Source organism: Myxococcus qinghaiensis (assembly GCF_024198215.1).
GTDB lineage: Bacteria > Myxococcota > Myxococcia > Myxococcales > Myxococcaceae > Myxococcus > Myxococcus qinghaiensis.
This window is the reverse complement of record NZ_JAKCFA010000027.1, coordinates 38433-59680: the sequence shown is the minus strand read 5'-3', so window position 1 is coordinate 59680 and position 21248 is coordinate 38433. Positions and strand designations below refer to the sequence as shown.

Here is a 21248-nt window from a genome sequence, read left to right as displayed (position 1 = left end):
AGACTTGCTGCTACCCGGGAGCGGGCGCTCTCGGGAGGGTGAAGAAGAAGCGACTCCCTGCCTCTGAATCGCTCTCGACCCAGATTCTTCCTCCGTGTGCCTCTACGATGCACCTGGAGATGTAGAGCCCAAGGCCCAGCCCTCTCTTGTCGATTTCGAGGGCTTGCCAGAAGCGCTCGAAAACGCGGCCCTGTCTCTCCTCGCTGATACCCATGCCCGTGTCAGCGACAGAGAACCTGACTTCTTCGTCCGCGGGCTCGACGCGAATCGAAATCCTGCCGCCCTCGGGAGTGAACTTGATGGCGTTGCTCAGGAGATTCGCGAGCACTTGAAGGATCCGCTCGTGGTCGAACCGGGCCAACAGGGAGTCCCTGGCGACTGCCGACTCAAGCGAGATGCCCTTGGCCGATGCGGAAGGCTGGAAGGCCTCCACCGTCTCCCGGACGAGGCGAATCGCATCTTCTGGCCGAGGCTCCACCGTGAGCTTGCCCGCCTCGATGCTGGCCACGTCCAGCAGATCTCCAATGAGCCGGTTCATTCGAGCGGTGAAGTGCTGGATGCTCTCCGCATCCTTACGGGTCCGCTGCCCGACCGCGTCGTCGGAGGCATTCCTGATGAGCATCGCCGCGCGCATGGCAATCCCCCCGAGCAGCGTCCTCAAGTCGTGGCTCACCATCCCCAGGAAGTCGTCGCGCGCCGACACGGATTCATCCGAGCGCTCACGCTCACTCAACAGATGCTGGTCCGTCGTCGCACGCTCCAGCCGGAGGAGGCTCGACAGGGCGGACTTGGCCGCTTCGCGCTCCTGCAGGAGCTTTTCGTCCGAGAGCGCCCGCTCCCGCGCGAGGGCCGCGTCCTCGTTGGACCGCTCGCGCGCCACGCTCTGGCGCTCCTGTTGCGGCGCATCGTTGCGCGCCAGGTGTTCATCCGACTCCGCACGGGTCGCCCGCTGCGACGTGTCTGCCTCGGCCCTCGTGCGCTGGACGACCGCATCCGCGTCTACCTCAATGTCATCCCTCGTCCTGCTGAATTCGTCGTCGGTCTTCTGCCGCTCCTCTCGAAGACTTTGATCCGTGCGATCCTGCTCTGGTCGCGGTTTCTTGTCCTTGGGTCCCATTGGTCGCGTTCTAACAAAGGAGCACCGTACCCGGGGGTCATGCCCTCCTGCGTCAGGGGAGATGTCTCCTTGCGTACGACGGGCTACGGAAGCAGCCAGGCCCACCTCCCTCCAGGGGAACCAAAGTCTTTCACATATCCTGGACCGACTTCCCCCGCCTGCTCTCACGCAAGGAGTTGTGGCATACTCCTCGTGCAGCAACCACGTGGAGCGCCTCATCCCTCTGGAGGAGCAATGCGTTCATTGTTGATTCTGGGTCTTGCCGTTCTCGGCCTTCAGTTCGGCTGCGGAGCAGGCGAAGCCGACACTGAAATGCAGTCTGATTTGACATCACGCGAAGACCCACTGATTCGCTGCATCGCTGATTACTATATCACCTATTACAGTGACGCCACCTACACCACGGCGGTTGGCTCCGAGCGGTGCGTTTGTGACAGAACACCCACGCGCACTGGCATTCAGACCGACTATGCGGTCGAAAACTATTACGAAGAGTGCCCCTGGCGCGCGGCAGAAACCCCGTAAGGACAGCCATGTTCCGCTTGCGCTGCCCTGAGCGGCGCAAGCGCACTCATCCGCCGCGCGGGAGTCGCTCGTAGAGCAGAGTCCGAAGAGGACGCCGTCGTGCACCACGCCGTCCACCAGGTCCAGGCCCCCGGGGCCACTGACCTCCTTGAGCTTCCAGCTCTTGCCGGTGCCCTTGTATGCGAGCGCGGACACACCGAAGGCGGACAGACACGGGTGCGAGGCGGTTACGGCCCGGAGATGCCAAAGCCAGCCATGTAAACAGGGCGGTGCGTCAGACCCACGAACGTCAACCACCGCACAAGAACACCTCAGACATCCATGTGTTGCCGACACCGCGGCCCTGGCCCTCGCGAACTGCCTGGCCTTACACTCGTGACCGCGCACTCACGCGCGCTCCACCAGGAACGGCAGAATGAAACGAGCAGGCATGTGGTTGGCCGCAGTGACGGCGCTCGGTCTGATGGTTGGATGTGGAGCACCGCTGCCCGAGGAGTCGCAAGCCCCTGTGAGCGAACAACCCGCGGAGGCCGACTCGAACGTGAGCGCCCAGGCTTGCGAGGACAATCCGAGCTGCCTCTGCAATCGAATCTGTCGTCAGCGGTGCGGCACCAACAACCCGCCCTGTATGACCGAGTGCCTCGCGGACTGTCTGTAGGAGGTCTCCTTTCAACCAGACCGCGCAACACACGGAAGCAGTCCCAGGAGAGCGCATGCGGCCCGGAGTCGAACGACCTCCGGGCCGTGCTTCACACGTCCCTCAGTAGGGGGCGATGGCCGAGTCCGGGTAGAAGGCGCTGAACTGCCCGCTGGAGAGTGACTGCACCTGCCGGAAGTTGTCCGTGCGGTACAGATAGAGGTCGTCGCGGTCGTCGTTGTCGTGGTCGAGGACAACGACCTTGTCCTGGTGCTTGGAGACGTCGTAGGCCCACGTCCCCCCGATGCCCATTCCGCCGTAGGCGACGGAGAAGCCACCCGCGCCATTGCCCTGCAGGACGTACGAGGCATACATGCCGGGCCGGTAGAAGAAGAGGTCGTCGTAGCTGTCGTTGTTGAAGTCGAGCTTCACCGCCGTGTCCCAGCGCTCCAGGATGTCGTAGCCACCAATGCCCGTGGTGGCGGTGGTGAGCAGGAGGCCGGTGCTGGTCCCCCTCGCCAGGTACGCGGCCCCGGTGCCCGGGCGATACATCAGCAGGTCGTCACGGGTGTCACCGTTGTAGTCGAGCACCAACACCTCATCGAGGGGGTCCCCGAAGTCGTAGCCCAGGAAGCCAGAGCTCGGGGTGCCACCCACGAAGCCCGTCGTGGTGTTGTGAACCAGCCCCGTCCAGCCGCCGCCCGGACGGAAGAAGAAGAGGTCGTCGCGACCGTCACCGTCGTAGTCGAGCACGCGCACCTGGTCGCGGATGCTGTTGGGGAAATAGCCGCCGATTCCAATGGCGCCGTAGGCCTGGGAGAACGTCCCATCGCCGTTGCTGCGCGCCACCCAGGCCACGCTGCTGATGGGCCGGTAGAAGAAGAGGTCCTTGTTGCCGTCGTTGTCGTAGTCGAAGGCGAAGGCCCGGTCCTGCGGCTCGCCGAAGTCGAAGCCCGCGAAGTTGGACGCCGCCATGGTGGTGGTGAAGGTCCGGTTCGCGTTGCCCTGCATGGCGTACGCGGGGCCGCCCCCCGGGCGGTAGACGAACAGGTCATCCCGTCCGTCGTTGTTGAAGTCGAGCACCACCACGCGGTCATTGGGTGACCAGAAGTCGAAGCCCGCGCTCATGATGCTGGTGGAGCGCGTCCAGCTCCCGTACGAGTTGGAGTAGCCGACCCAGGCCTGACCGCTGCCAGGCCGGTAGGTGAGCACGTCATCCAGGTCGTTGCCGTCGAAGTCGCCCGCCACCGTCACCGGCCCGCGCTTGTACGTATCCGTCACGCCCCAGGCATCCCAGTTGCTGAGAATGAGCCCCGGCCCCGTGTAACCCGGGCAGATGTCGTAATGCATGATGGAGGTGGTGTCGTAGGGCGTGATGGCCCTCCAGTTGCTGTCCTCGTAACAGGTCCCGGAGACTCGGGTGTGCTCGTGTCGGAAGCCCAGCACGTGTCCCAGCTCGTGAGCGAGCACCCTGCCCAGCGCATGGGCGTCCAGGGCGGGGACCTGGTTCGGTTTGATGTAGAGGTTGCGACTGGCGCGAGCATCGTTCGGAAAGAAGGCCCGGGCGGCGTAGGGGGCATTGCTGGGGCCCGGGCGCACGTCGAAGAGGACGTTGGTGTTGGTGTTGGTGCAGTTGTTGTCCTGGGAGCCGTCGTGGATGAAGGCGACGTGGGCCTCCTTCTCCCAGACGAGGGCGGCGCGCTGCATGGCCTCGACCACCTTCGCGTGGTCGCTGAAGAGCGTGCTCACGCAGTAGGTGAGGTTGAGGGCCTGCGAGGCGCTCCACGCGGTGTCCGCGCCACCGCTCCGGTTGATGAGGAGCGCGCCCGCCTGGATGTTCTGGGCATAGAACTCCCGCAGCTTGTCTTCACCCACGACGGGGATGTCTCCGTCGACGATATAGATGCCGGTGTCCGGCTCCTGGTAGACAGACGCCTTGTACTGCTCGAAGGAAAGGCCCGAGGACAGCGCCTCCTCCGGAGCGGACATGGAAGGGCTCGACGAGCCCCCGCAGCCCGCCAGGAGCAGACCACCCAGTAGATAGGAACAGGTACGCATTGAGGTCTCCATGAAGTCCCGTCAGCGCACGAGATACGTGGAGACCTTCGAATCCTGGTCGTGGCGGGGCGTGGATTCCTGGGCGGAGGGAGCTCACCCGCGCGGGATGACGACTCGCGCACCGGGAAGCCCCGCTGGCGGCGCGAGGCCCGCGCCGGGCACGAAGGTGGCCACCGGCTCGCTCTTGCCCTTCACCGCCACTGGAGCCGCTGGGGACCAGGTGAAGGTCTCCCCCGCGTTGGCGCGCGTGGCCGCGGAGACGAGCAGCGGCGTCCCCACCTGCTTGGTGAGCCCTTCGATGCGGCTGGCCAGGTTCACCGCGTCGCCAATCACCGTGTACTCGCGCCGCTGCGCGCTGCCCACGTCCCCCACGACGACGCGGCCGGTGTGGATGCCAATGCCGATGCGCAGCGCCTCCTCGCCCCGCGCCACGCGCTCCGTGTTGAGCGTCGTCAGCGCGTCGAGCATCTCCAGCCCGCACGCCACCGCCGCGCGCGCATGGTCCGGGTGGTCCAGCGGCGCGCCGAAGTACGCGAGGATGCCGTCGCCGATGAACTTGTCGAGCGTCCCGCCATGGCGGAACACCACCTCCACCATGCGCGACAGGTACTCATTGAGCAGCGCCACCACCCGGGGACTGTCCATCCGCTCGGACATGGAGGTGAAGTCGCGGATGTCCGAGAACAGCAGCGTCACCTCGCGATGCTGGCCATTCGCCAGGCCCGTGCCCCGGTCGGCGATGTGGCGGGCCACCTCCGGGGAGAAGTAGCGCCCCAGCCGCTCCAGCCGGGACTGCTCGCGGGAGATGCCGTGCAGCAGACGCTGGATGCGGTGCGTGGCGTAGCCGAGCGCCAGGGCCGTGACGCCCAGGATGACGACGAGCGTTGGAGCGAGGTTCCACGCGCCGGGCGGGCCCACCTGCATCAGGGTGATGGTGAAGCCCATGCTCATCACCGCGCAGAGCGCCACGATGCCCACGTCCAGCGACAGCACCGACAGTGCGAGCAGCACGCAGTACACCCCGCAGGACAGGGGCCCCACCAGGTCGGTGGGCACTCCGGCCTGGAGGGTGAAGTATTGCTGGAGGAACACCATGGGCGCGTCCACCAGCGCCACGGCCATGCCCGCATACCGGCACCAGCGGACGACGCCCCCCGCCACCGCCCAGAGCGCGCCCGCGAGCACCAGGTAGCCGCCCAGCGCCACCGGGGACGCGGGCCACTCCAGGCTCACGCTCAGACAGAGCCAGGCGAGCACCCCCACGAAACGCAGCGCCCCCAGGCGCCGCGCCACGCGAATCTGTTCGTTGAGGAGGTTGCGCTCGAAGGCGATGGACAGGTCCGGCTCAGCCGGTTCGGGAAGAGGAGTCACGAGCTTCGATACCATGTGTTTTCACGTTATCAGAGGCCGCCCTGGGCTGTCCGGCCCGCCCTCACCAATCACAGACATGAAGTCTTCCGACATCAGCCTGGAGAGAGGGACAGTCAGGAGGTCCGCCCCTGCTCCGCACCTGGGGGAGCGCGGCCCGGGCAGGCTTGCTCCCTCCGAAGCCGCCGCGCGGCCTGCCGCCCACCGGCCGGCAGCATCGCCCGGCCGGCCCCTTCAGCGGCCCTCCCCTCCGCCCTCTCGCGCACGGCGCGGCGCTCAGCAGCGGAATATTCCTGAGGGGGGTCAGGCAGTGGAGCCCTCGTGACCCACCATGTCTTATCAACTGGCGCACGGATGGACGCACATTCCGCCTGTCAACCATTCATCAAAAGATAGTTGCCCCTATATTGCCCTGACGTATCAGCCATGCGCCTGAGTCGGTCTGACGCATTCTGTTCATCCACCAGGGCCGTAGCCGCTACAGCCCGGGCCATCGCGGCGGGACATCCAGAACAATGAGAGCGGGAAAGCATGCGATGGGCAGTCAGCGCACTTCGGCCCCCTCCTCCGCCACGCTGAGCACCTTGCCCCTTCAGGGCGGGGCCGACGCCCTTCCAGCACGGGTGCTGGTCGCTCAGTCGGATGGGGGAAGCCGTGCTTGACGAAGGTCAGCACGAGGCCTGCGTCGACGCCTGGCTCGACCGGGCCGCCAGGAATTTGTCGGCGGAGGCCTTTCTCCAGCTCTTCGAGATGGCACTCACGACGCTTTGGAAACAGACGCTGACCACGCTGGGAGAAGTGACTCTGACCGCCATCGCTGGACGCGTTCTGCACAATGCCTCCGAGCGGTTCCCGCTCTTCTCGTCCCTCAAGGTCGAACGGCTGAAGGGGCTCCAGTTCGCGGAGCTCCGGGAGCACGTCCGCGCAGGGCGCGACTCCGAACTGAGGGAAGGAAGTCGCTTCGTGCTCGTGGAGTTCCTCACCGTGCTCGGCAACCTGACCGCTGAAATCCTCACCCCGGAGCTGCATGCGGAGCTCTCCAAGGTCGCACTTCCGGAGGCGGTTCCTCCACGCGTCACCGCGAGAGAGGACACAACGTCATGACGAAGAGAATCGAAATCCCGCGCCTCCAGACTGGCATCCCCAACCTCGATGAGCTCTTCAAGGGCGGCCTGCCCAAGGGCTCCGTCACCGCCGTGTGCGGCCCGCCCGGCTCGGGCAAGACGACGCTCACCCAGCAGATCTGCTTCCACAACGCCTCGGCCGCCCGCCGCGTCCTCGCCTTCAACACCCTCTCGGAGCCGACCGCGAAGACGCTGCGGCACCTCCAGCAGTTCTCGTTCTTCGACCCGAAGAAGTTCGAGCAGGGCGTCCAGTTCGTGGACCTCGGCGCCATGCTGCGGCTGAGGAGCTTCGATGCGGCCCTCGCGCTCATCATGGACAACCTCAAGCAGGTCCAGCCCGACATCGTCGTCATCGACAGCTTCAAGGCCTTTGACGACCTGGCGACCTCCAAGGAGGAGCTCCGGATGTTCGGCTATGAGATAGCCGTGAACCTGATGGCCTGGGAGACCACCTCCCTGCTCCTCGGCGAGTACGGACCCGCCGACTACGAGAACAATCCCCTCTTCTCCATCGTCGACGGCCTCCTCGTCCTCTCTCAGCGCGTGTCCCAGGGCGAGCACCAGCGCTTCTTCCGAATCGTCAAGATGCGGGGGACGAACCACAGCCGGGACGAGCACCCCTTCCTCATCACCTCCAGCGGCCTGGAGATGTTCGCCCCGCGCGAGGCCATCAAACGCGAGTCGGTTCCGGAGGGGTCGCAGGAGCGCTGCGAGACGCACATCGCCAAGCTCGACGAACTTCTCGGGCCCGGCATCCCCTGGGGTTCGAGCCTCCTGCTCAGCGGCGTCGCGGGCACCGGAAAGACGGTCCTCTCCCTCGAGTTCATCTACCGGGGCGCCCTCGCGGGCGAGAAGGGCATCCTCTTCTCTTTCGAGGAGACCGCGGAGCGCCTCCGCGCCGCCGCGAAGGGCCTGGGCTGGGAGCTAGACCGGGAGATTGAGCGCGGCATGGTGGAAATCGTCTTCATCGCCCAGCCCGACATCATGGTGGAGGCCCACCTCCTGATGATTCGCGAGCGCATCAAGGCCATGAAGGCCCGGCGCGTGGTCATCGACTCCATCTCGGTGTTCCTGGACAAGGTGACGGACCCGCAGCTCAGCCGCGAGAAGGTCTTCCACCTCTGCAGCATCGTCCAGAACGCCCAGGCCGTCGGCTTCTTTCCCACCGACATCCCCTATGGCTCCCATCAGGTCAGCCGCAGGGGCGTCGAGGAGACCGTGGTGGACGGCGTCATCATCCTCAGCTCCACGGAGGAGGGCCTGGAGCGCGAGCGCTACATCGAGGTGTACAAGCTCCGCAACACCGCGCACCTCAAGGGCCGACACGCCATGGCCATTGGCGCCGGGGGTGTCTCCATCTTCCCGCGCTACGGGGAAGAGCTCCGCGTGGAGGCCCCTCCCCCCGCGCTGGAGGCGTCCTCCCGGCTGGGCTCTGGCATTCCCGGGCTCGACGGGTTGATGGGCGGTGGGTTGCTCAGGCGAAGCGCCACCCTCGTCTCTGGCAGCGCGGGCGTCGGCAAGAGCACCTTCGGAATCCAGTTCCTCCTGGAGGGCGCCAGGGCCGGGGAGCCGGGCCTCTATGTCTCGATGGAAGAGGGGCCCGAGCAGCTGCTCGCCAGCGCCGATGCCCTGGGCTTGCCGCTGCGCGCACAGCTCGACGCGGGCCGAATCCAGGTGCTCTACGTCTCCCGGGAGCACCTGCGCGCGGGGCAGTTCCTGACCGTGCTGTCGGACCGTATCAAGGCGCTGAAGGCCTCACGCGTCGTGCTCGACGCCGCGACGCAGCTGCTGACGGCCCACACGCCCATCGACGAGTTCCGTCACGTGCTCTACAAGCTGGTGGTCCGCTTCAAGACCCTCGGCATCACCAGCGTCCTCACGCTCGAGTCGTCCTCGCTCTTCTCCATGGAGCGAGTCACCGACCAGGGGCTCTCCCCCATCGCCGACAACCTGCTCATGCTGCGCTACGAGGAAGCAGCCGGCCGCCTGGCGCCTACGCTGACGGTCGTGAAGACTCGTGGCAGTGAGCATGACAGACGCACCTATTTCCTGACGGTCTCGCAAGGAGGGCTGCGAATCGGCTCGTCCGTGAGCGAGCTCCCGACGCCCCCCTGGGCCCTCCCCGAAGACACGAGGCGCTGATGAACTCTGGTCGGCGAAAGAAGGGCTCCCCCCCTGATTCACGAGAAGAGACCGGCGGGCAGCGCCCGCGGGACCCGCCCCCAACCGACCCCGCGTTCGAGAGCCTGGAGCAGGCCTACCGGCGGCTCGACCATCTGTATGAAATCAGCAAGCTCTTCGCGAGCTTCGAGAGCGTCACCGAGTCCTTCGACCCGGCGCTCGGCATCGTCGCGAAGTCGCTGCCCCTGCGCAGCGCGATCCTCATCCAGACGGAGAACGGACAATCACGGATGATCGTCTGGCCGTCCGAGCTTCAGGACTCCGAACGGCTGCGAGCGGTCAAGGAACACGCGGAGGCCTCCTACGCCTACCTCGTCGGGGCGAAGTCGACCGAGTCCCTCGGACTCAGTGAGCAGCCGGGCAAGACCCTGCTGCCCCCGCAGGAGCAGCTTGAGGGGGACGAGGAGAAGCGGTTCATCGTCATCCCGCTCGTGGTGGCCCAGCACTCGCTCTTCGGTGCCCTTCAGCTCGAAGGGGCCTTCTCCCTTGAAAAGAAGGACCTGGTCTTCGTCAACGCCATCGCCAATCAGCTCGCGATCGCGCTCGAACGCGACCGCGCGTGGCGCAAGGACATCACCCGACGCGAGGACGCCGAAGAGGAGCGTGCCCGGGCGGAGGCGCGAGGCGCCGTGGCTGACCGAGGGCGCCTTGTCGCCGAGAGTTCGAGCGAGAAATACGAGGCGCTCGCCAGGGAGAACGCCCAACTGTACAAACAGGCGCAGGTCGCGGTGAAAGAGCGTGAGCAGATCCTCCGGGTGGTGTCTCACGACCTGAAGAGTCCCCTCTCGACCATCCTCATGACCACCGGCGCGCTCGCACCGCCGGGAGCCGGCGGGAGGCGGCGGACCGAGCTTCCTGTTCCCAAGGGAATCGAGCGAATCCAACGCGCGGCCGAGCGCATGATGCGGCTCATCGAAGACCTGCTCGACTTCGCGAGCATCGAGCGCGGGCACCTCTCCATCAAGCGTCAGCCGAATGACGCGGCCTCGCTGGTCAACGAGACGCTGGCGAGCTTCGAGCGCGTCGCCCAGGAACAACGACTGAAGATGACCGCAGAGGTCGAGCCGAGCCTGCCGCCCATTTATTGCGACAAGGACCGCATCCTCCAGGTCCTCTCCAACCTGGTCGGCAACGCCACCAAAATCACCGCGGAGGGCGGGAGCATCACTCTCACGGTCGAAGCCCGCGCGCGCGAGTGCGTGTTCACCGTCACGGACACGGGGCCCGGGATTCGGAGGGAGGACCTCAAGCACCTGTTCGACCGGTACTGGCGCAGCGACGAGGCGCGGTACGAGGGGCTGGGCCTGGGGCTCGCCATCTCGAGCGGAATCATCGACGAACATGGTGGCCGCATCTGGGTGGAGAGCGAGCGGGGGCACGGCGCGACGTTCCGCTTCACCGTTCCCCTGGTCGGGGACGCCGGCACGGTCGCCACGCCGTGACGTCGCTCCCTGGCACGCCCCGGAGAGCAATCCTCGCGAAGCGCATCTCCTGAGCCCCGTCACGAGAGAGCAGCGTCATCCCCACAGGGCCTCCGCGTGGGCGCGCGCCATACCGGGCGATTCGAAATGCCCAGACAGGGTGCGGCCTGACTCGCGGCGGGCTTCCGCTGACACATGTCTCACGGCTGTGCACGCGGGTGCGCAATTGGCGCACGACAGGCCCCACCCGGCCCCATTCCTTCTCAACTCGCGCGTGAATTGACACACAGCCCGCGCTGAACACAGGGCGGCGCGTCTGGAATCACGAGAGAGGATTTGATAGCTCCAGCGTCGCTGAGCCACTGCAATCCATTGCGAGCGAGGAGCTGCCCATGGTGCGAAGGTCTCGTGAAGCCTGGAGGCTCGTGACGGGAGGCGCCTCGTGGCGGCTCCTGGTGGGTTTGTGGCTGGCCGCGCTCGCGAGCGGCGGCTGCGGCGTCACCCTCGAGGAAGAGCGCGAGCTGCTGGAGGGGAGCGACTCCTGGGCCGCCATGGCGGCGAGCGATGGAGGCCCGGCGTCGGACGCGGGTCGCGACGCGGGAGCGCCGGACGCGGGCTGTGGCGCCGACGCCGGGCGCGATGGAGGCTGTGGAGGCCTCGACGGTGGCTCCGCCCAGGACGGCGGGGGCCCGGGCGCGGATGGTGGCCCTCGAGATGGCGGCGCGGGCGGCGACGGCGATGGCGCTCACGCGCAGATAGTAGATGGAGGCCGGGTCCAGCATGTCGGGCGGCAGCCGCACCTGGGTGACGGAGCCGGGGACATAGAGGGAGCTGCGGAACACCGGCTGGTTCAAGTCCGGCTCGTACTCATAGACGAGCACCTGGTACGCCGAGGGAGCACCCACGCTCGGAGGACTCCACGCGAGGACCGGGTTGGTGGAGAGCACCTCGCGCACCGTGAACGCGGGCATCCCGTCCAGGGTCAGCGACAGCGGCGGCGTCATCTGGGGCACCAGCGGCCCCGCGCTGAGCTCCTCGACAGACACGTACGAGGTGAGAGCCCCCCGGACGTACACGGCGCGCCCCGAGCCATCTGGGACTGACTGCAGGCTGCGGAAGGGATAGCTCACCGCGGCGACGCCCCCCCAGTCCGAGGGGAACGGATTGCCAAACCGCAGGGGGGCCGAGAAGTCGAACGACGCGCCGAGGGGCAGATACAGGTTGAGCAGCTCGGCGGAGTACCCCACCCACCCGTTCGCGAGGCCGTGCGCCGCGGGCGAGATGGAGAGCACGGGCACGACCCCCCTGGCCCCGGGGAGCACCTCGTTCGCATGGCGGGTGTACTCGGGCAGCCGCCAGTCCACCGAGACCTCGCGCATCGCCAGCGGCTCCAGCACGCCCGTCAACGGCAGGTACCCGCCAGGGTAGGCGTCGAGCGCCTCCGTCTCCACGGAGCGCACCACCGCGGAGTATCCCAGCGGCCTGCCGTCAGGCAGCGTGCCCGCGCTGAGCTCGCCAAGCTGGTTGATGTAGACCTTGTCGCCCGCCGCTGCCTCGAACAGAGGCATCCTCCCGCCGTACACGGAGGCCCAGGCCAGGGCGGCGCGGATGGACGTCTGTCCCGCGAGAGGCTCGACGAAGAAATCTATCGGGCCGGCGGCGTCCACCTGGTTGGAGACGAACTGGAGGCTGGAGCCCGGCTGCTGGTTGCTCACCGGGGGCTGCCACGGCGCCAGATTCTCCACGTGGACCTCCGCGTACATGGAGGGGTCCTCCGACGAGTAGATGGCATCCATCCGCCCCAGTCTGTTGCCTCCGATATCCACCTCGCGCTCGCCCGTGAGGACGTAGCTCGTCCCCGTCCGCAGGAAATACGGCCGCGAGGGGCCCCCCCTGGAAGAACCACTCGCCTCTCAGCGCCGAGCCCTGGTTCCGGGTGAAGGTGGAGCCGTCCTCGCTGGGGATGAAGAGGGTGGGAGGGTCAACGGGCCAGCCCCCTTCCGCCTGCTCACCCTTCCCCACTGCCGTGAAGAACCGCGTGGTGCGCTTCACCGACACCGTGTCCGCCGCGCGGACCAGCGGGCCAGACACGGACTCCGGCTGGGAGGCGATGACACCTGCCCCGAGCTCCGCCGCCGCATCCACTCCGCCGCCCTGGCACGCCACCAGCAATCCGACACACGCCGAACCCCACGACACGAGCCTTGTCCGCACGAGAACCTCCCGGAAAATAGAGACATCCGAACTGCCCTCGGACAACCCCGGTCCCCCATCCGAGGCGCCAGGTGCCTCTCACGGCGCAAGCACCCGCCCGCTGATTGCGCAATCTCCTCCCCCCGGGTGTCTTGCCGCGCCCCTCTCGCGAGCCCCTCCCCCGGGCGGCGTCGGCATCTATCGACTCGAGATGGAGAGAGAGTCAGACACCTGTACTCCCCGACGAGCCGTCGGGGACATGGGCCCGCTGCGAGTCCTTGACATGCAAGACTTCCTCACCGTCTCCTTCTCCGACGCCACCGGAAGGACGTGCCCAACGAATGGCAGGGCAGCATCCTCCCGGACTGTCCGGACATCCAATACATGCGCTCCGCGGAACTCCTCCGTGCCGCCGACCCGACCGAGGTCCGGATGAAGGAGCGATACACAAACATGGGGAGTTGCCCGGAGCATCGCTATGACGGTGTGCCCACAAGCGATTGCGAGCGCTCGCTGCTGCTGAGGTACAGCCTCACTCAGAGGTGTGAGGCACCCTGCGCCATCCACCTCCTTTCCGACCCCAACAGCAGTTCGAGCACCTTCGTCTGCGAGTGCAAGTGAGCGTCTCCCAAGCATGCCTGAAGCCGAGAGGGTCTCGTTCGCGAGGTATGGCGAGACCCATGGATTCCCAATAAAACGAGACAGACTTGAGTTCGAAGCAGGTGAGGTATGGACGCGCTGGGCGCACCTGAGACAGCGCTCCACATCCAAGGAACCTCACCATGCTTCGTCATCTTTCGACCCTTCGCGCACTGACCGCGCTCACCACGCTCGCCACGCTGCCCCCCGCCGCCGCGGAGGAGCAGGCCCGGCTGGTGACCTCGATGCCTCCCAAGGCCGGCGTGGTCGTCTCCGAGAAGGCCCTGCCTCGCTCCGAGCCGACGACTTCCGAGGCGCGGGTGGAGAAGGTCGCCCGGACCGGCGCATCGACGCTCCTGGCCGGCAACCACTCCATCTCCATTCCGTCCATCACCTGCACGCCCCAGGACAACATCCCGGCGGGCAATCCGGACATCTGCATCAGCGGCGCCACGGTCCGCACGGACGGCGACCAGGACGTCCCCTGCATGGTGCGCGGCGGCACCACGCGCCGCACGTACGCCTGCGCCCTGAACCTGCCCGCGGGCGCCCAGCTCCAGGAGGTCATCGCCTATGGCATGGACTACTCGTCCCTGGGCTACTTCGAGGCGGCCATCTGGAGGACGCCGGACGCGGGCTTCGCGCCCGTCTACATCAGCACCTTCGGCGGCACGTGGCAGTCCTCGGGGATTGCATTCAACAGCGGCTACGTCAACTTCCCCATCTACCCCGCCACCCAGCCGCCCCACACCATCCTGGCCGGAGAGCGGTATGTGATTGGGTTCGCCACGCGTGACCCCAACGAGTTCACCTACATCGGCGGATTCAGCGTCAACTACTACCTGCCCTGACCCGTCGCCTCACGGCGCCCTCCCCTGCCTTCCTGCGCGGGGGCGGGCGCCTTCCGAGCCGGCCTCCCCTGCGAGCCTGACAGGCCGACAGGGACACACAACCCTCCAGCATATACAATCCAGACACTAAAGAAATCCGACTGAAGCGAGAGCCCAGCGCATGTCAGACGCAGGAAGCACACTGCCTCCCGGTTCACGTCTCACAGACCCTGGACTCTCAACGACAATGCAGACTCCCCTTCGACTGGCGAGCGTGCTGTTCGCCTCCCTCGTCCTCACGCTGGTCGCGTGTGGCCATGAAGATGACGCCCCTCTCTCCTCCACGGTGAAGGACCCCTGGCGGTCTCCCGCCATGGAGCTGGAGCCCGGCTGTGGAGAGCCCGATGCCGGCCCCGCCACCGACGCCGGGACGCCCCCTCCCGACGCTGGCCCCGCCTTGTGTGGTGACAGCGTCAAGCACCCCTCCGAGGAGTGCGACGACGGCAACCTGCGCGGCCAGGACGGCTGCAGCGCGTACTGCCAGCTCGAGCTTCCCTGAAGCCTGACGCCGCCGCTCCGAGGCACCTCGTCCTCGGAGCGGTGGCGCACGACGGCGGCTGGCGCGGGGTGAGGCCTCCCGCTACCAGGTGCCGAGGGTGCCCAGCAGGTTGCCTGTCTTCGCGTCGAAGACCTCCAGCCACATCCAGTGGGGCACATAGAGCCGGTCGCCATGCTTCCAGAGGCTGGAGGGGAGCGAACCATCCTTGGAGCGGGGAATGGGGACATCCCAGGTGGCGACGCCCGTCCTCGCATCCCGGCGGACGAGCTGCATGCCGCCAGCCTTCAACCGGTAGCCGACGTAGATGGCATCCTCGGACATCTCGATGACGTCTGGCGTGGTCTCGAAGACGTTCGCCGGGTCCATGTCGGCGACCGCGCCATGCCACAGGGGCTTCTTCGCCCCCGGCTCGAACACCGCGACCATGGGCACCCGCGTCCCAGGGTTCCTGGAGCCCACCACCAGCTCCAGGCCATGCGCCTTGTAGAGGAAGTCGCCCCTGAAGCCCGGGATGGGCGGAACCTGAAGGGCGCGGGTGCATGACAGCGAGGACTTCCTGAGCATGGCGGGCGAGCAGCTGCGCACGGTCGTCGCGGGGACCTGGCAGTTGGGAGGAGTCCGGGAGGCGGGCCGCGCGGTCGCCGTCTTCGTGTCGAGCAGGAGGTCCTGACCATCCACGACCGACACCCACACGGTGGAGGAGTCACCCTGGGGAATGCAGAGCCGGCCAGGCTTGTCCGACAGCGCCACGCGCCCCAGGGGCTTGCCGGTCGCCAGGTCCAGGAGGCTCACCGCCGTGGCCTCCCGCATCACCAGTCGATTGCCTTGATGCGCGTACCGCGCCCGGGAGACGAGGTCCGTGGGCGCGCCTTCAATGGGCGTCTCCCAGAGCTGCTCGAACGTCTTTCCATCGAACGCGGCCGCGAAGTAACGCTCGCGCCCCGCGCCGGGAGCCCCGGTGCCCTCGCGGCGAATGGTGCCGACGATGTCGTCCGTGCCGTCCCCGTTGAGGTCCATCACCGCGGGGGCGTTGTCGAGGTCCCATGCGAACCTGGGCGTAGGCGCCGGCGTGGGGACAACAGGGACAGGGGGGCGCTCGGCGATGGGCTCCGCGACCGAGGGCGGGGCCGGATAGGGCTCGCTCGAGCCTCCCTTGACCAGCAAGACCGCGCTGACCCCCAGCACCATGACGGCGAGCCCGGCGCCCAGGATGAGCGGGCCCTTGGCGGGCGGGGTCGTCGACGGGGCCTGGTAGAGAGGACGAGGCGCCTGCTCTCCCCTCGTGTCGATGGATGCGTTGCAGTAGTTGCAGGTGTAAAGCACCTGCTCCGGCAGCAGGGTGAACGGAGCATTGCACCGAGGACAGCGTGGCGATGTGGGACGTGAACGAGCCATCCCTTCTTCCTACCACTCCACCCTCCATGCCCCCATCCTGGAGGCGGCGCTCGCAGGGACATGATGCGAGACATCCTGACGACCCCGCTTGTCATGGGTCCCAGGAATCTTCCAGCGAGCTTGTCGTCGTCAGGCCGGTGGTTGGGAGGTGTCACAGCGGCTCGATAGCGTGAGGCTCCCATGCTCCCAGCCCACTCCATCGTTGTCTCCGTCCTGGCGCTCCTGTCTGGAGATGCCTTCTCCCTCCACTCCGACCGCTGTGTCGCTCCCGAGCCCGCTCCTTCTTTCCAGAGGGCGAGCTTCAGCCCTTCGGATTGCTCCATGGACCAGACCGTTCCGGGTCCGCTGTGGCAGCCCACGACGTTGCGGCGCATCCCCGTGGTGGTGCATGTCATCTCGGATGCGGCGTGCGTGAATGGCAACGTCACGGATGCCCTGGTCCACAGTCAGCTCACGGTCCTCAATGAAGACTTTCGCGCCGTGGCGGGCAGCCCGGGCGGGGCGGGAGTGGACAGCAAGATTGAGTTCTTCCTCGCCACCGTGGACCCGTCGGGCAATCCGACGACGGGCATCCGGCGCTATTGCAACACGACCTGGTATCAGGACCAGGGCAGCTACTGGCTCACCATCGCCTGGGATACGACGCGCTACCTGAATCTCTACACGAACAGCGCCGCCGGCTCGCGTGGATATGTGCCCTTCCTCCCCGCGGACCCGGCGGGCGCGGTGGGACAGCCTCAGGACAGGGTGGTCATCAACTGGCAGGCCTTCGGACGTGTCGGCCCGGTGGTGCCGTACCACAAGGGGAGGACCGTCACCCACGAGGTGGGCCACTACCTGGGCCTGTTCCACACGTACTACTCGGGCTGTGGCACCGCCACCGCGCCGGCCTGCTACACCACGGGCGACCGCATCTGTGACACCCCGCCCAATGCGACGTCACACAAGGGCTGCACGGCGAGCACGAGCTGCGGTGGTGTGCCGGTCCCCATCCAGAACTACATGGAGCTGACGGACGATGCCTGCATGACAGGCTTCAGCGCGGAGCAGGTACAGCGGATGCGGTGCACCCTCGCCTCCTTCCGCTCCACGCTGGCGCAGTAGTCCCCGGTCAACTCCCACACGGCTTCACCCGCCCACGGACGGTCCCTGACGCAGGCCGTTCTTCAGCTGCGCAGGGCGTCCGTGGGTGCGGCCCTGGACGTCCCGGAGGGTCCTGGCAGCGCGGGAAGCGCCGCCGCCACGACATCGGTCAGACAGGGATTGCGAGTCTTCGAATTCGTCCCTGGTGAAATTCAATTCATCCCTGGAACTCTTCGCTTCGTCCCCAGGCCTGGGACAGGCAGGAACGGCGCGCTTACCTTTGGCTCCGTGGCGGGGGGACCCCTGCATCCGCGCCCAGCGGAGCCCGTCATTCCCTCACCACATGGAAACAGGGTTGCGCAATTTCCGCCGCACAGGGGTTTCAAGAAGAAAGGCCTCGCGTTCTTCGCGGCGGCCCTGCTCATGGCGCGACCCGCGCCCTGAATCACCAGGAGGAAACAACAATGATGCGTTCATCTGGCTGGGTTGTGATTGGTTCCATTCTGCTCAGCGCGTGTGGTGTCGAGGAAGTCGCACCGGGCGCCGAGGTCTCGGAGAAGAGCGGCCTGAGTGAGCAGAAGACGGACAACCGGGACCGGGTCACAGGCGAATACTCCGTCACGGGGACGATGTACTTCACCGAGAATGGTCAGACGGAGCCGATGGAGACGGAAGACATCTTCATCGTCACTCCCGAGGGACCCTCACCCCAACTGGGAATCTCCTTCCTCTCCTTCGGCCCATGCACCACCCCGGCGGTGATGGTGGGCCCGCGCTCCTTCCTCACCCTGCCAGGCTCCTGCACGGCCAGCCCGGCTCCGGGCTGCTCGCTCACGATGAGCTACACCTTCGGATGGGGCTCCCTGGATGCGAATGCCGTCCTCGACCTCGGGATTCACTCAATCCTCACGGGAGAGTGCGGTGCCGGGCCGGTGGTCATCGATGTCTACTCGGAGCTCTCGGGCTCGCGACTGGAAGCCCCCGCCGCTTCGGCGCCACGCGCCCAGGCTGGCTCCTCGGAGACGGGGACCGCCGCGCTTCTCCGGCGCGTGATGGCTGGCAGTCGCTGAGTGGATGCGATGACTTTGCGTGGTTTTTGAGGGCCTCGGCGCGGCCCCGATGACAAGGTCATCTCCCCGGGCCCGGCTCACCGTGAGGCGAGCCGGGCCCGGGGTGACGGGCTCTATTGATAGACGTCGAGCGACGGGCAGTAGGTGGCGAACCCGTGCCCGACGAAAGTGCCTTCCTCGTAGGAGGCGTTCACATCGAAGGCCACGAAGTGTGACGCGGGAGGGGTGCCTTCCTTGGCGCAGGTGGGGCAGAGCGAGGCCGCCACGGGCGTGAAGGTGAGATTCGTACTGTGGACGAAGAACGCCATGCTGAGCACGCCCTCGAAGTCGACCAGCGTCGCCCTCGGCTCACCCGCGACCGTGCCGGTCTGCGGCGTCCCATCCACCGGCACCGTCACCGAATAGACGTTGATGAGCTGGGGCGGAACCTCCGAATCCGGAGAGGGGCAAACCCCCGGGGTGCCATTGTTGAGCTCGATCCACAGCGTCCACGGGTCGCTGGGGTCCGAGGGCTCCTCATAGCCAAAGTAGGCACTGGTCAGGACACGCTCGTTGCCATTCATCTGCACCGTGGCCTCGGTCTGCCGGCAGGCGCCTTCGCAGATGGTGAAGGGATCGGGCGGCGTCCCCGCATCGTGCGCGGTGCCAGCATCCTGTTCGCTTCCAGCATCAGTCTCTGTACCTGCATCAGACACCGTCCCAGCGTCGACCTCGGTGCCTGCGTCGACCTCGGTGCCTGCATCGAACTCGGTGCCTGCATCGAACTCAGTGCCTGCGTCGACCTCGGTGCCTGCATCGAACACGGTGCCGGCGTCGAACTCGGCGCCTGCGTCGAACACGGTGCCCGCGTCAAACTCGGTGCCCGCGTCGAACTCAGTGCCCGCGTCGAACTCAGTGCCTGCGTCGAACTCAGTTCCCGCGTCGAACTCAGTACCCGCGTCGAACTCGGCGCCCGCGTCGAACTCGGTGCCCGCATCGGACTCGGTACCAGCGTCGGACCCCGTGCCAGCGTCGGCGGGCTCCATACCCGCGTCCGGCCGGATACCCGCATCAAGGCCCCCGTCCGGCGTCGGAGTGCCGTCATCGGAGCCACAGCCAGAAAGTGCGGGAACAATCGCGAGGGAGACCACCAACAAGAAGAGGATCGAATGTCGCAGGTGCATGCCGGGGATTGTTACGGGTTCCACACGGCGATGCGACCCTCCGCGTCATGGATGTGACGCGTTCGGCTGTCACTGGCCGGGGCCGTCCCATGGAATCCCACGATTTCCAGAGAAACACCCTTCCGGCCCCATCCCTCCCATCGGCCCCACGTAACCATCCATTCATCTTTAGCGGTTGCAACCGCTCGACACCGGGCCTACCTTCACAGAAACCACCCACTCAATAACAGTGGTTACCCACTGGTTCGAGGAGTGCTCATGCCATCGCCCATCGCCCTCATCGCCGCGCCCTCCGGTCTGGGACTGAGTCGCCCTGACAGCCGGACTCCCCGGGTGGACCTGCTGCCGGAGGCCCTGCTGGAAGCCGGCCTGGGACGCCGACTCCAGGCCCAGGTCGAGCACACCGTGAAGCCCGGTCCCTACGTCCCCCAGCGCGACAAGGAGACCCGGGTCCTCAACCCGCGCGGAATCGCGGAGTTCAGCTCACGGCTCGCCGACGTGGTGGAGGGTGTCGCGCGAGACAAGCGCTTCCCGCTGGTGCTCGGGGGCGACTGCAGCATCCTGCTCGGCTGCCTCCTCGGACTGAAGCGCACGGGCGCCCAGCACGGCCTCGCCTTCATGGACGGGCACACCGACTTCTGGCCCCCCGAGGCCTCCGAGCTCGGCGGCGTGGCCGGCATGGACCTCTGGTTCTCCTCCGGACGCGGCCCCTCGGTGCTGTCCAATCTGGAGGGACGTGGACCCCTGGTGCGGGATGCGGACGTGGCCGTGCTCGGCGTCAGGGATTTGGAGCACTGGGGCGCGCAGGTCTCCGCCGAGCACGTGCGCGACACCGCCATGGGCTGGCTGGACCTGGACACCCTGCGCCAGGAGGGCATCGCCGCCAGCGTGGCGCGGGTCGTCGCGCGATTTCGCGCCTCCGGTGTCAGCGGCTTCTGGATGCACCTGGATGCCGACGTCATGGACGACGACGTCATGCCCGCCGTCGACTCCCGCCAACCCGACGGCCTGAGCGTGGAGGAGCTGGGCGAGCTGGTGGCCCACCTGGTCGCCTCCGGACTCGCGGTGGGAATGGACGTCACCATCTACGACCCCAGTCTGGACCCGGAGCGCCACGCGGCCCGCGCGCTGGTGGACAGCCTTGCCACCGGGCTGGGGGCCCTGGTGCCTACGCCCAGGACGCGATAGGCCCCGGCCATGGCCGATGCGCAAAGCCCCGGGCTTCCGACAGATGTCGTGCTGCTGCTCGACTTCGTCAACACGCTGGACGTGGAGAAGCTCGTCGACGCGGTGCCGTCCTCGGACGCACTCGCCACCTGGTGCCGTGCGCGCGGCCTCCTGTCCCCGGCAGAGACCTTCTCCCCCGAGTCCTTCAAGGCCGCCATCGAGGCCCGCGAGGCCCTGCGCGCCGTGCTGCTCTCCCACACCGGAGAGCCCCTGCCCCCTTCCGAGCTGCGCACCCTGGACCGCGTGGCCGCCGCCAGTCCCCTCACCCTGGGCTTCGGCCCCGACGGCGTGCGGCTGCGTGCCGCCGGCACCGGAGGCTGGAAGGCGTTGGGCGGACTCTTCGCCGCCATCGTCTCCACCCAGCAGGACGGTCACTGGCCCCGGATGAAGGTCTGCGCGGCTGGCGCCTGCCAGGAGGCCTTCTTCGACACCTCCAAGAATCGCTCCGGGCGCTGGTGCTCCATGGCCGTCTGCGGCAACCGCACCAAGCTCCAGCGCTTCCGCGCCAGCCCCTCCAAGCGCTGATCCACCGCCCCGACGTGGCGTGAGCACGCCAGCCGCACGGCCAGTGACTCCCCACGCCCCGGGTACGGGCACGGCCCTGCTTTCTCACTCCGTGACAGGGCTCCCAGGGGAAACCCCTCGAATTTCCAGCCGG

At 67.1% G+C, this 21248-nt stretch carries 16 protein-coding genes; 10 read left to right on the top strand and 6 right to left on the bottom strand.

What is annotated here, in order from left to right; translation table 11 throughout:
- Positions 1–10 precede the first annotated feature (10 nt).
- Positions 11–1117, bottom strand: a complete 1107-nt coding sequence (locus LZ199_RS37890; RefSeq protein ID WP_253998668.1) for a sensor histidine kinase — start codon at positions 1115–1117, stop codon at positions 11–13.
- Positions 1118–1351: 234 nt separating this feature from the next.
- On the opposite strand from LZ199_RS37890, the gene LZ199_RS37885 reads away from it, so the two are divergent.
- Entirely contained in the window at positions 1352–1642 is a 291-nt protein-coding gene (locus LZ199_RS37885; protein WP_253998667.1) for a hypothetical protein, read from the top strand.
- Positions 1643–2402: 760 nt separating this feature from the next.
- On the opposite strand, the gene LZ199_RS37880 is transcribed toward LZ199_RS37885, so the two are convergent.
- Positions 2403–4337, bottom strand: coding sequence for an FG-GAP-like repeat-containing protein (locus LZ199_RS37880; protein WP_253998666.1), 1935 nt, complete (start codon positions 4335–4337; stop codon positions 2403–2405).
- 93 nt (positions 4338–4430) lie between these two features.
- Positions 4431–5723: an adenylate/guanylate cyclase domain-containing protein gene (locus LZ199_RS46535; protein WP_267145175.1), complete on the bottom strand. Its 1293-nt coding sequence runs from the start codon at positions 5721–5723 to the stop codon at positions 4431–4433.
- A 636-nt stretch (positions 5724–6359) separates the two neighbouring features.
- On the opposite strand from LZ199_RS46535, the gene LZ199_RS37870 reads away from it, so the two are divergent.
- From LZ199_RS37870 to LZ199_RS37860, 3 genes are read left to right on the top strand one after another with little or no spacing between them, the layout of a single operon-like run.
- A complete protein-coding gene (locus tag LZ199_RS37870; protein ID WP_253998665.1) occupies positions 6360–6809 on the top strand; it encodes a hypothetical protein in 450 nt (149 codons plus the stop codon).
- A complete protein-coding gene (locus LZ199_RS37865; RefSeq protein WP_253998664.1) occupies positions 6806–8971 on the top strand; it encodes an ATPase domain-containing protein in 2166 nt (721 codons plus the stop codon). The genes LZ199_RS37870 and LZ199_RS37865 overlap by 4 nt, the downstream gene beginning before the upstream one ends.
- On the top strand, positions 8971–10452 hold the full coding sequence (locus LZ199_RS37860; protein ID WP_253998663.1) for a GAF domain-containing sensor histidine kinase: 1482 nt from the start codon (positions 8971–8973) through the stop codon (positions 10450–10452). The genes LZ199_RS37865 and LZ199_RS37860 overlap by 1 nt, the downstream gene beginning before the upstream one ends.
- Positions 10453–10694: 242 nt before the next feature.
- On the opposite strand, the gene LZ199_RS37855 is transcribed toward LZ199_RS37860, so the two are convergent.
- Entirely contained in the window at positions 10695–12227 is a 1533-nt protein-coding gene (locus LZ199_RS37855; protein WP_253998662.1) for a hypothetical protein, read from the bottom strand.
- Between the two features lie 1179 nt (positions 12228–13406).
- Here LZ199_RS37855 and LZ199_RS37850 point away from each other — a divergent pair.
- A complete protein-coding gene (locus tag LZ199_RS37850; protein WP_253998661.1) occupies positions 13407–14114 on the top strand; it encodes a hypothetical protein in 708 nt (235 codons plus the stop codon).
- A gap of 226 nt (positions 14115–14340) precedes the next feature.
- Positions 14341–14652 carry a DUF4215 domain-containing protein gene (locus LZ199_RS37845; RefSeq protein WP_253998660.1) on the top strand — a complete coding sequence of 104 codons (312 nt, stop codon included), beginning with the start codon at positions 14341–14343 and terminating at the stop codon, positions 14650–14652.
- A gap of 81 nt (positions 14653–14733) precedes the next feature.
- Here the strand turns inward: LZ199_RS37845 and LZ199_RS37840 are convergent, their stop codons facing one another.
- Positions 14734–16047, bottom strand: a complete 1314-nt coding sequence (locus LZ199_RS37840) for a hypothetical protein (protein ID WP_253998659.1) — start codon at positions 16045–16047, stop codon at positions 14734–14736.
- Positions 16048–16368: 321 nt separating this feature from the next.
- Between LZ199_RS37840 and LZ199_RS37835 the strand changes: the two genes are divergently transcribed.
- Both LZ199_RS37835 and LZ199_RS37830 read left to right on the top strand, forming a co-directional pair.
- The gene (locus LZ199_RS37835; RefSeq protein WP_253998658.1) at positions 16369–17151 is read left to right on the top strand and encodes a zinc metalloprotease; all 783 of its coding nucleotides are present in this window, start codon (positions 16369–16371) and stop codon (positions 17149–17151) included.
- A gap of 443 nt (positions 17152–17594) precedes the next feature.
- Positions 17595–18200 carry a hypothetical protein gene (locus tag LZ199_RS37830; protein ID WP_253998657.1) on the top strand — a complete coding sequence of 202 codons (606 nt, stop codon included), beginning with the start codon at positions 17595–17597 and terminating at the stop codon, positions 18198–18200.
- A gap of 113 nt (positions 18201–18313) precedes the next feature.
- On the opposite strand, the gene LZ199_RS46530 is transcribed toward LZ199_RS37830, so the two are convergent.
- Positions 18314–19363 carry a hypothetical protein gene (locus tag LZ199_RS46530; protein ID WP_267145174.1) on the bottom strand — a complete coding sequence of 350 codons (1050 nt, stop codon included), beginning with the start codon at positions 19361–19363 and terminating at the stop codon, positions 18314–18316.
- 258 nt (positions 19364–19621) lie between these two features.
- On the opposite strand from LZ199_RS46530, the gene LZ199_RS37820 reads away from it, so the two are divergent.
- Both LZ199_RS37820 and LZ199_RS37815 read left to right on the top strand, forming a co-directional pair.
- Positions 19622–20551, top strand: a complete 930-nt coding sequence (locus tag LZ199_RS37820) for an arginase family protein (protein WP_253998656.1) — start codon at positions 19622–19624, stop codon at positions 20549–20551.
- Positions 20552–20560: 9 nt separating this feature from the next.
- Complete coding sequence (locus LZ199_RS37815) at positions 20561–21115, top strand: CGNR zinc finger domain-containing protein (RefSeq protein WP_253998655.1); 555 nt, start codon at positions 20561–20563, stop codon at positions 21113–21115.
- Positions 21116–21248 lie beyond the last annotated feature (133 nt).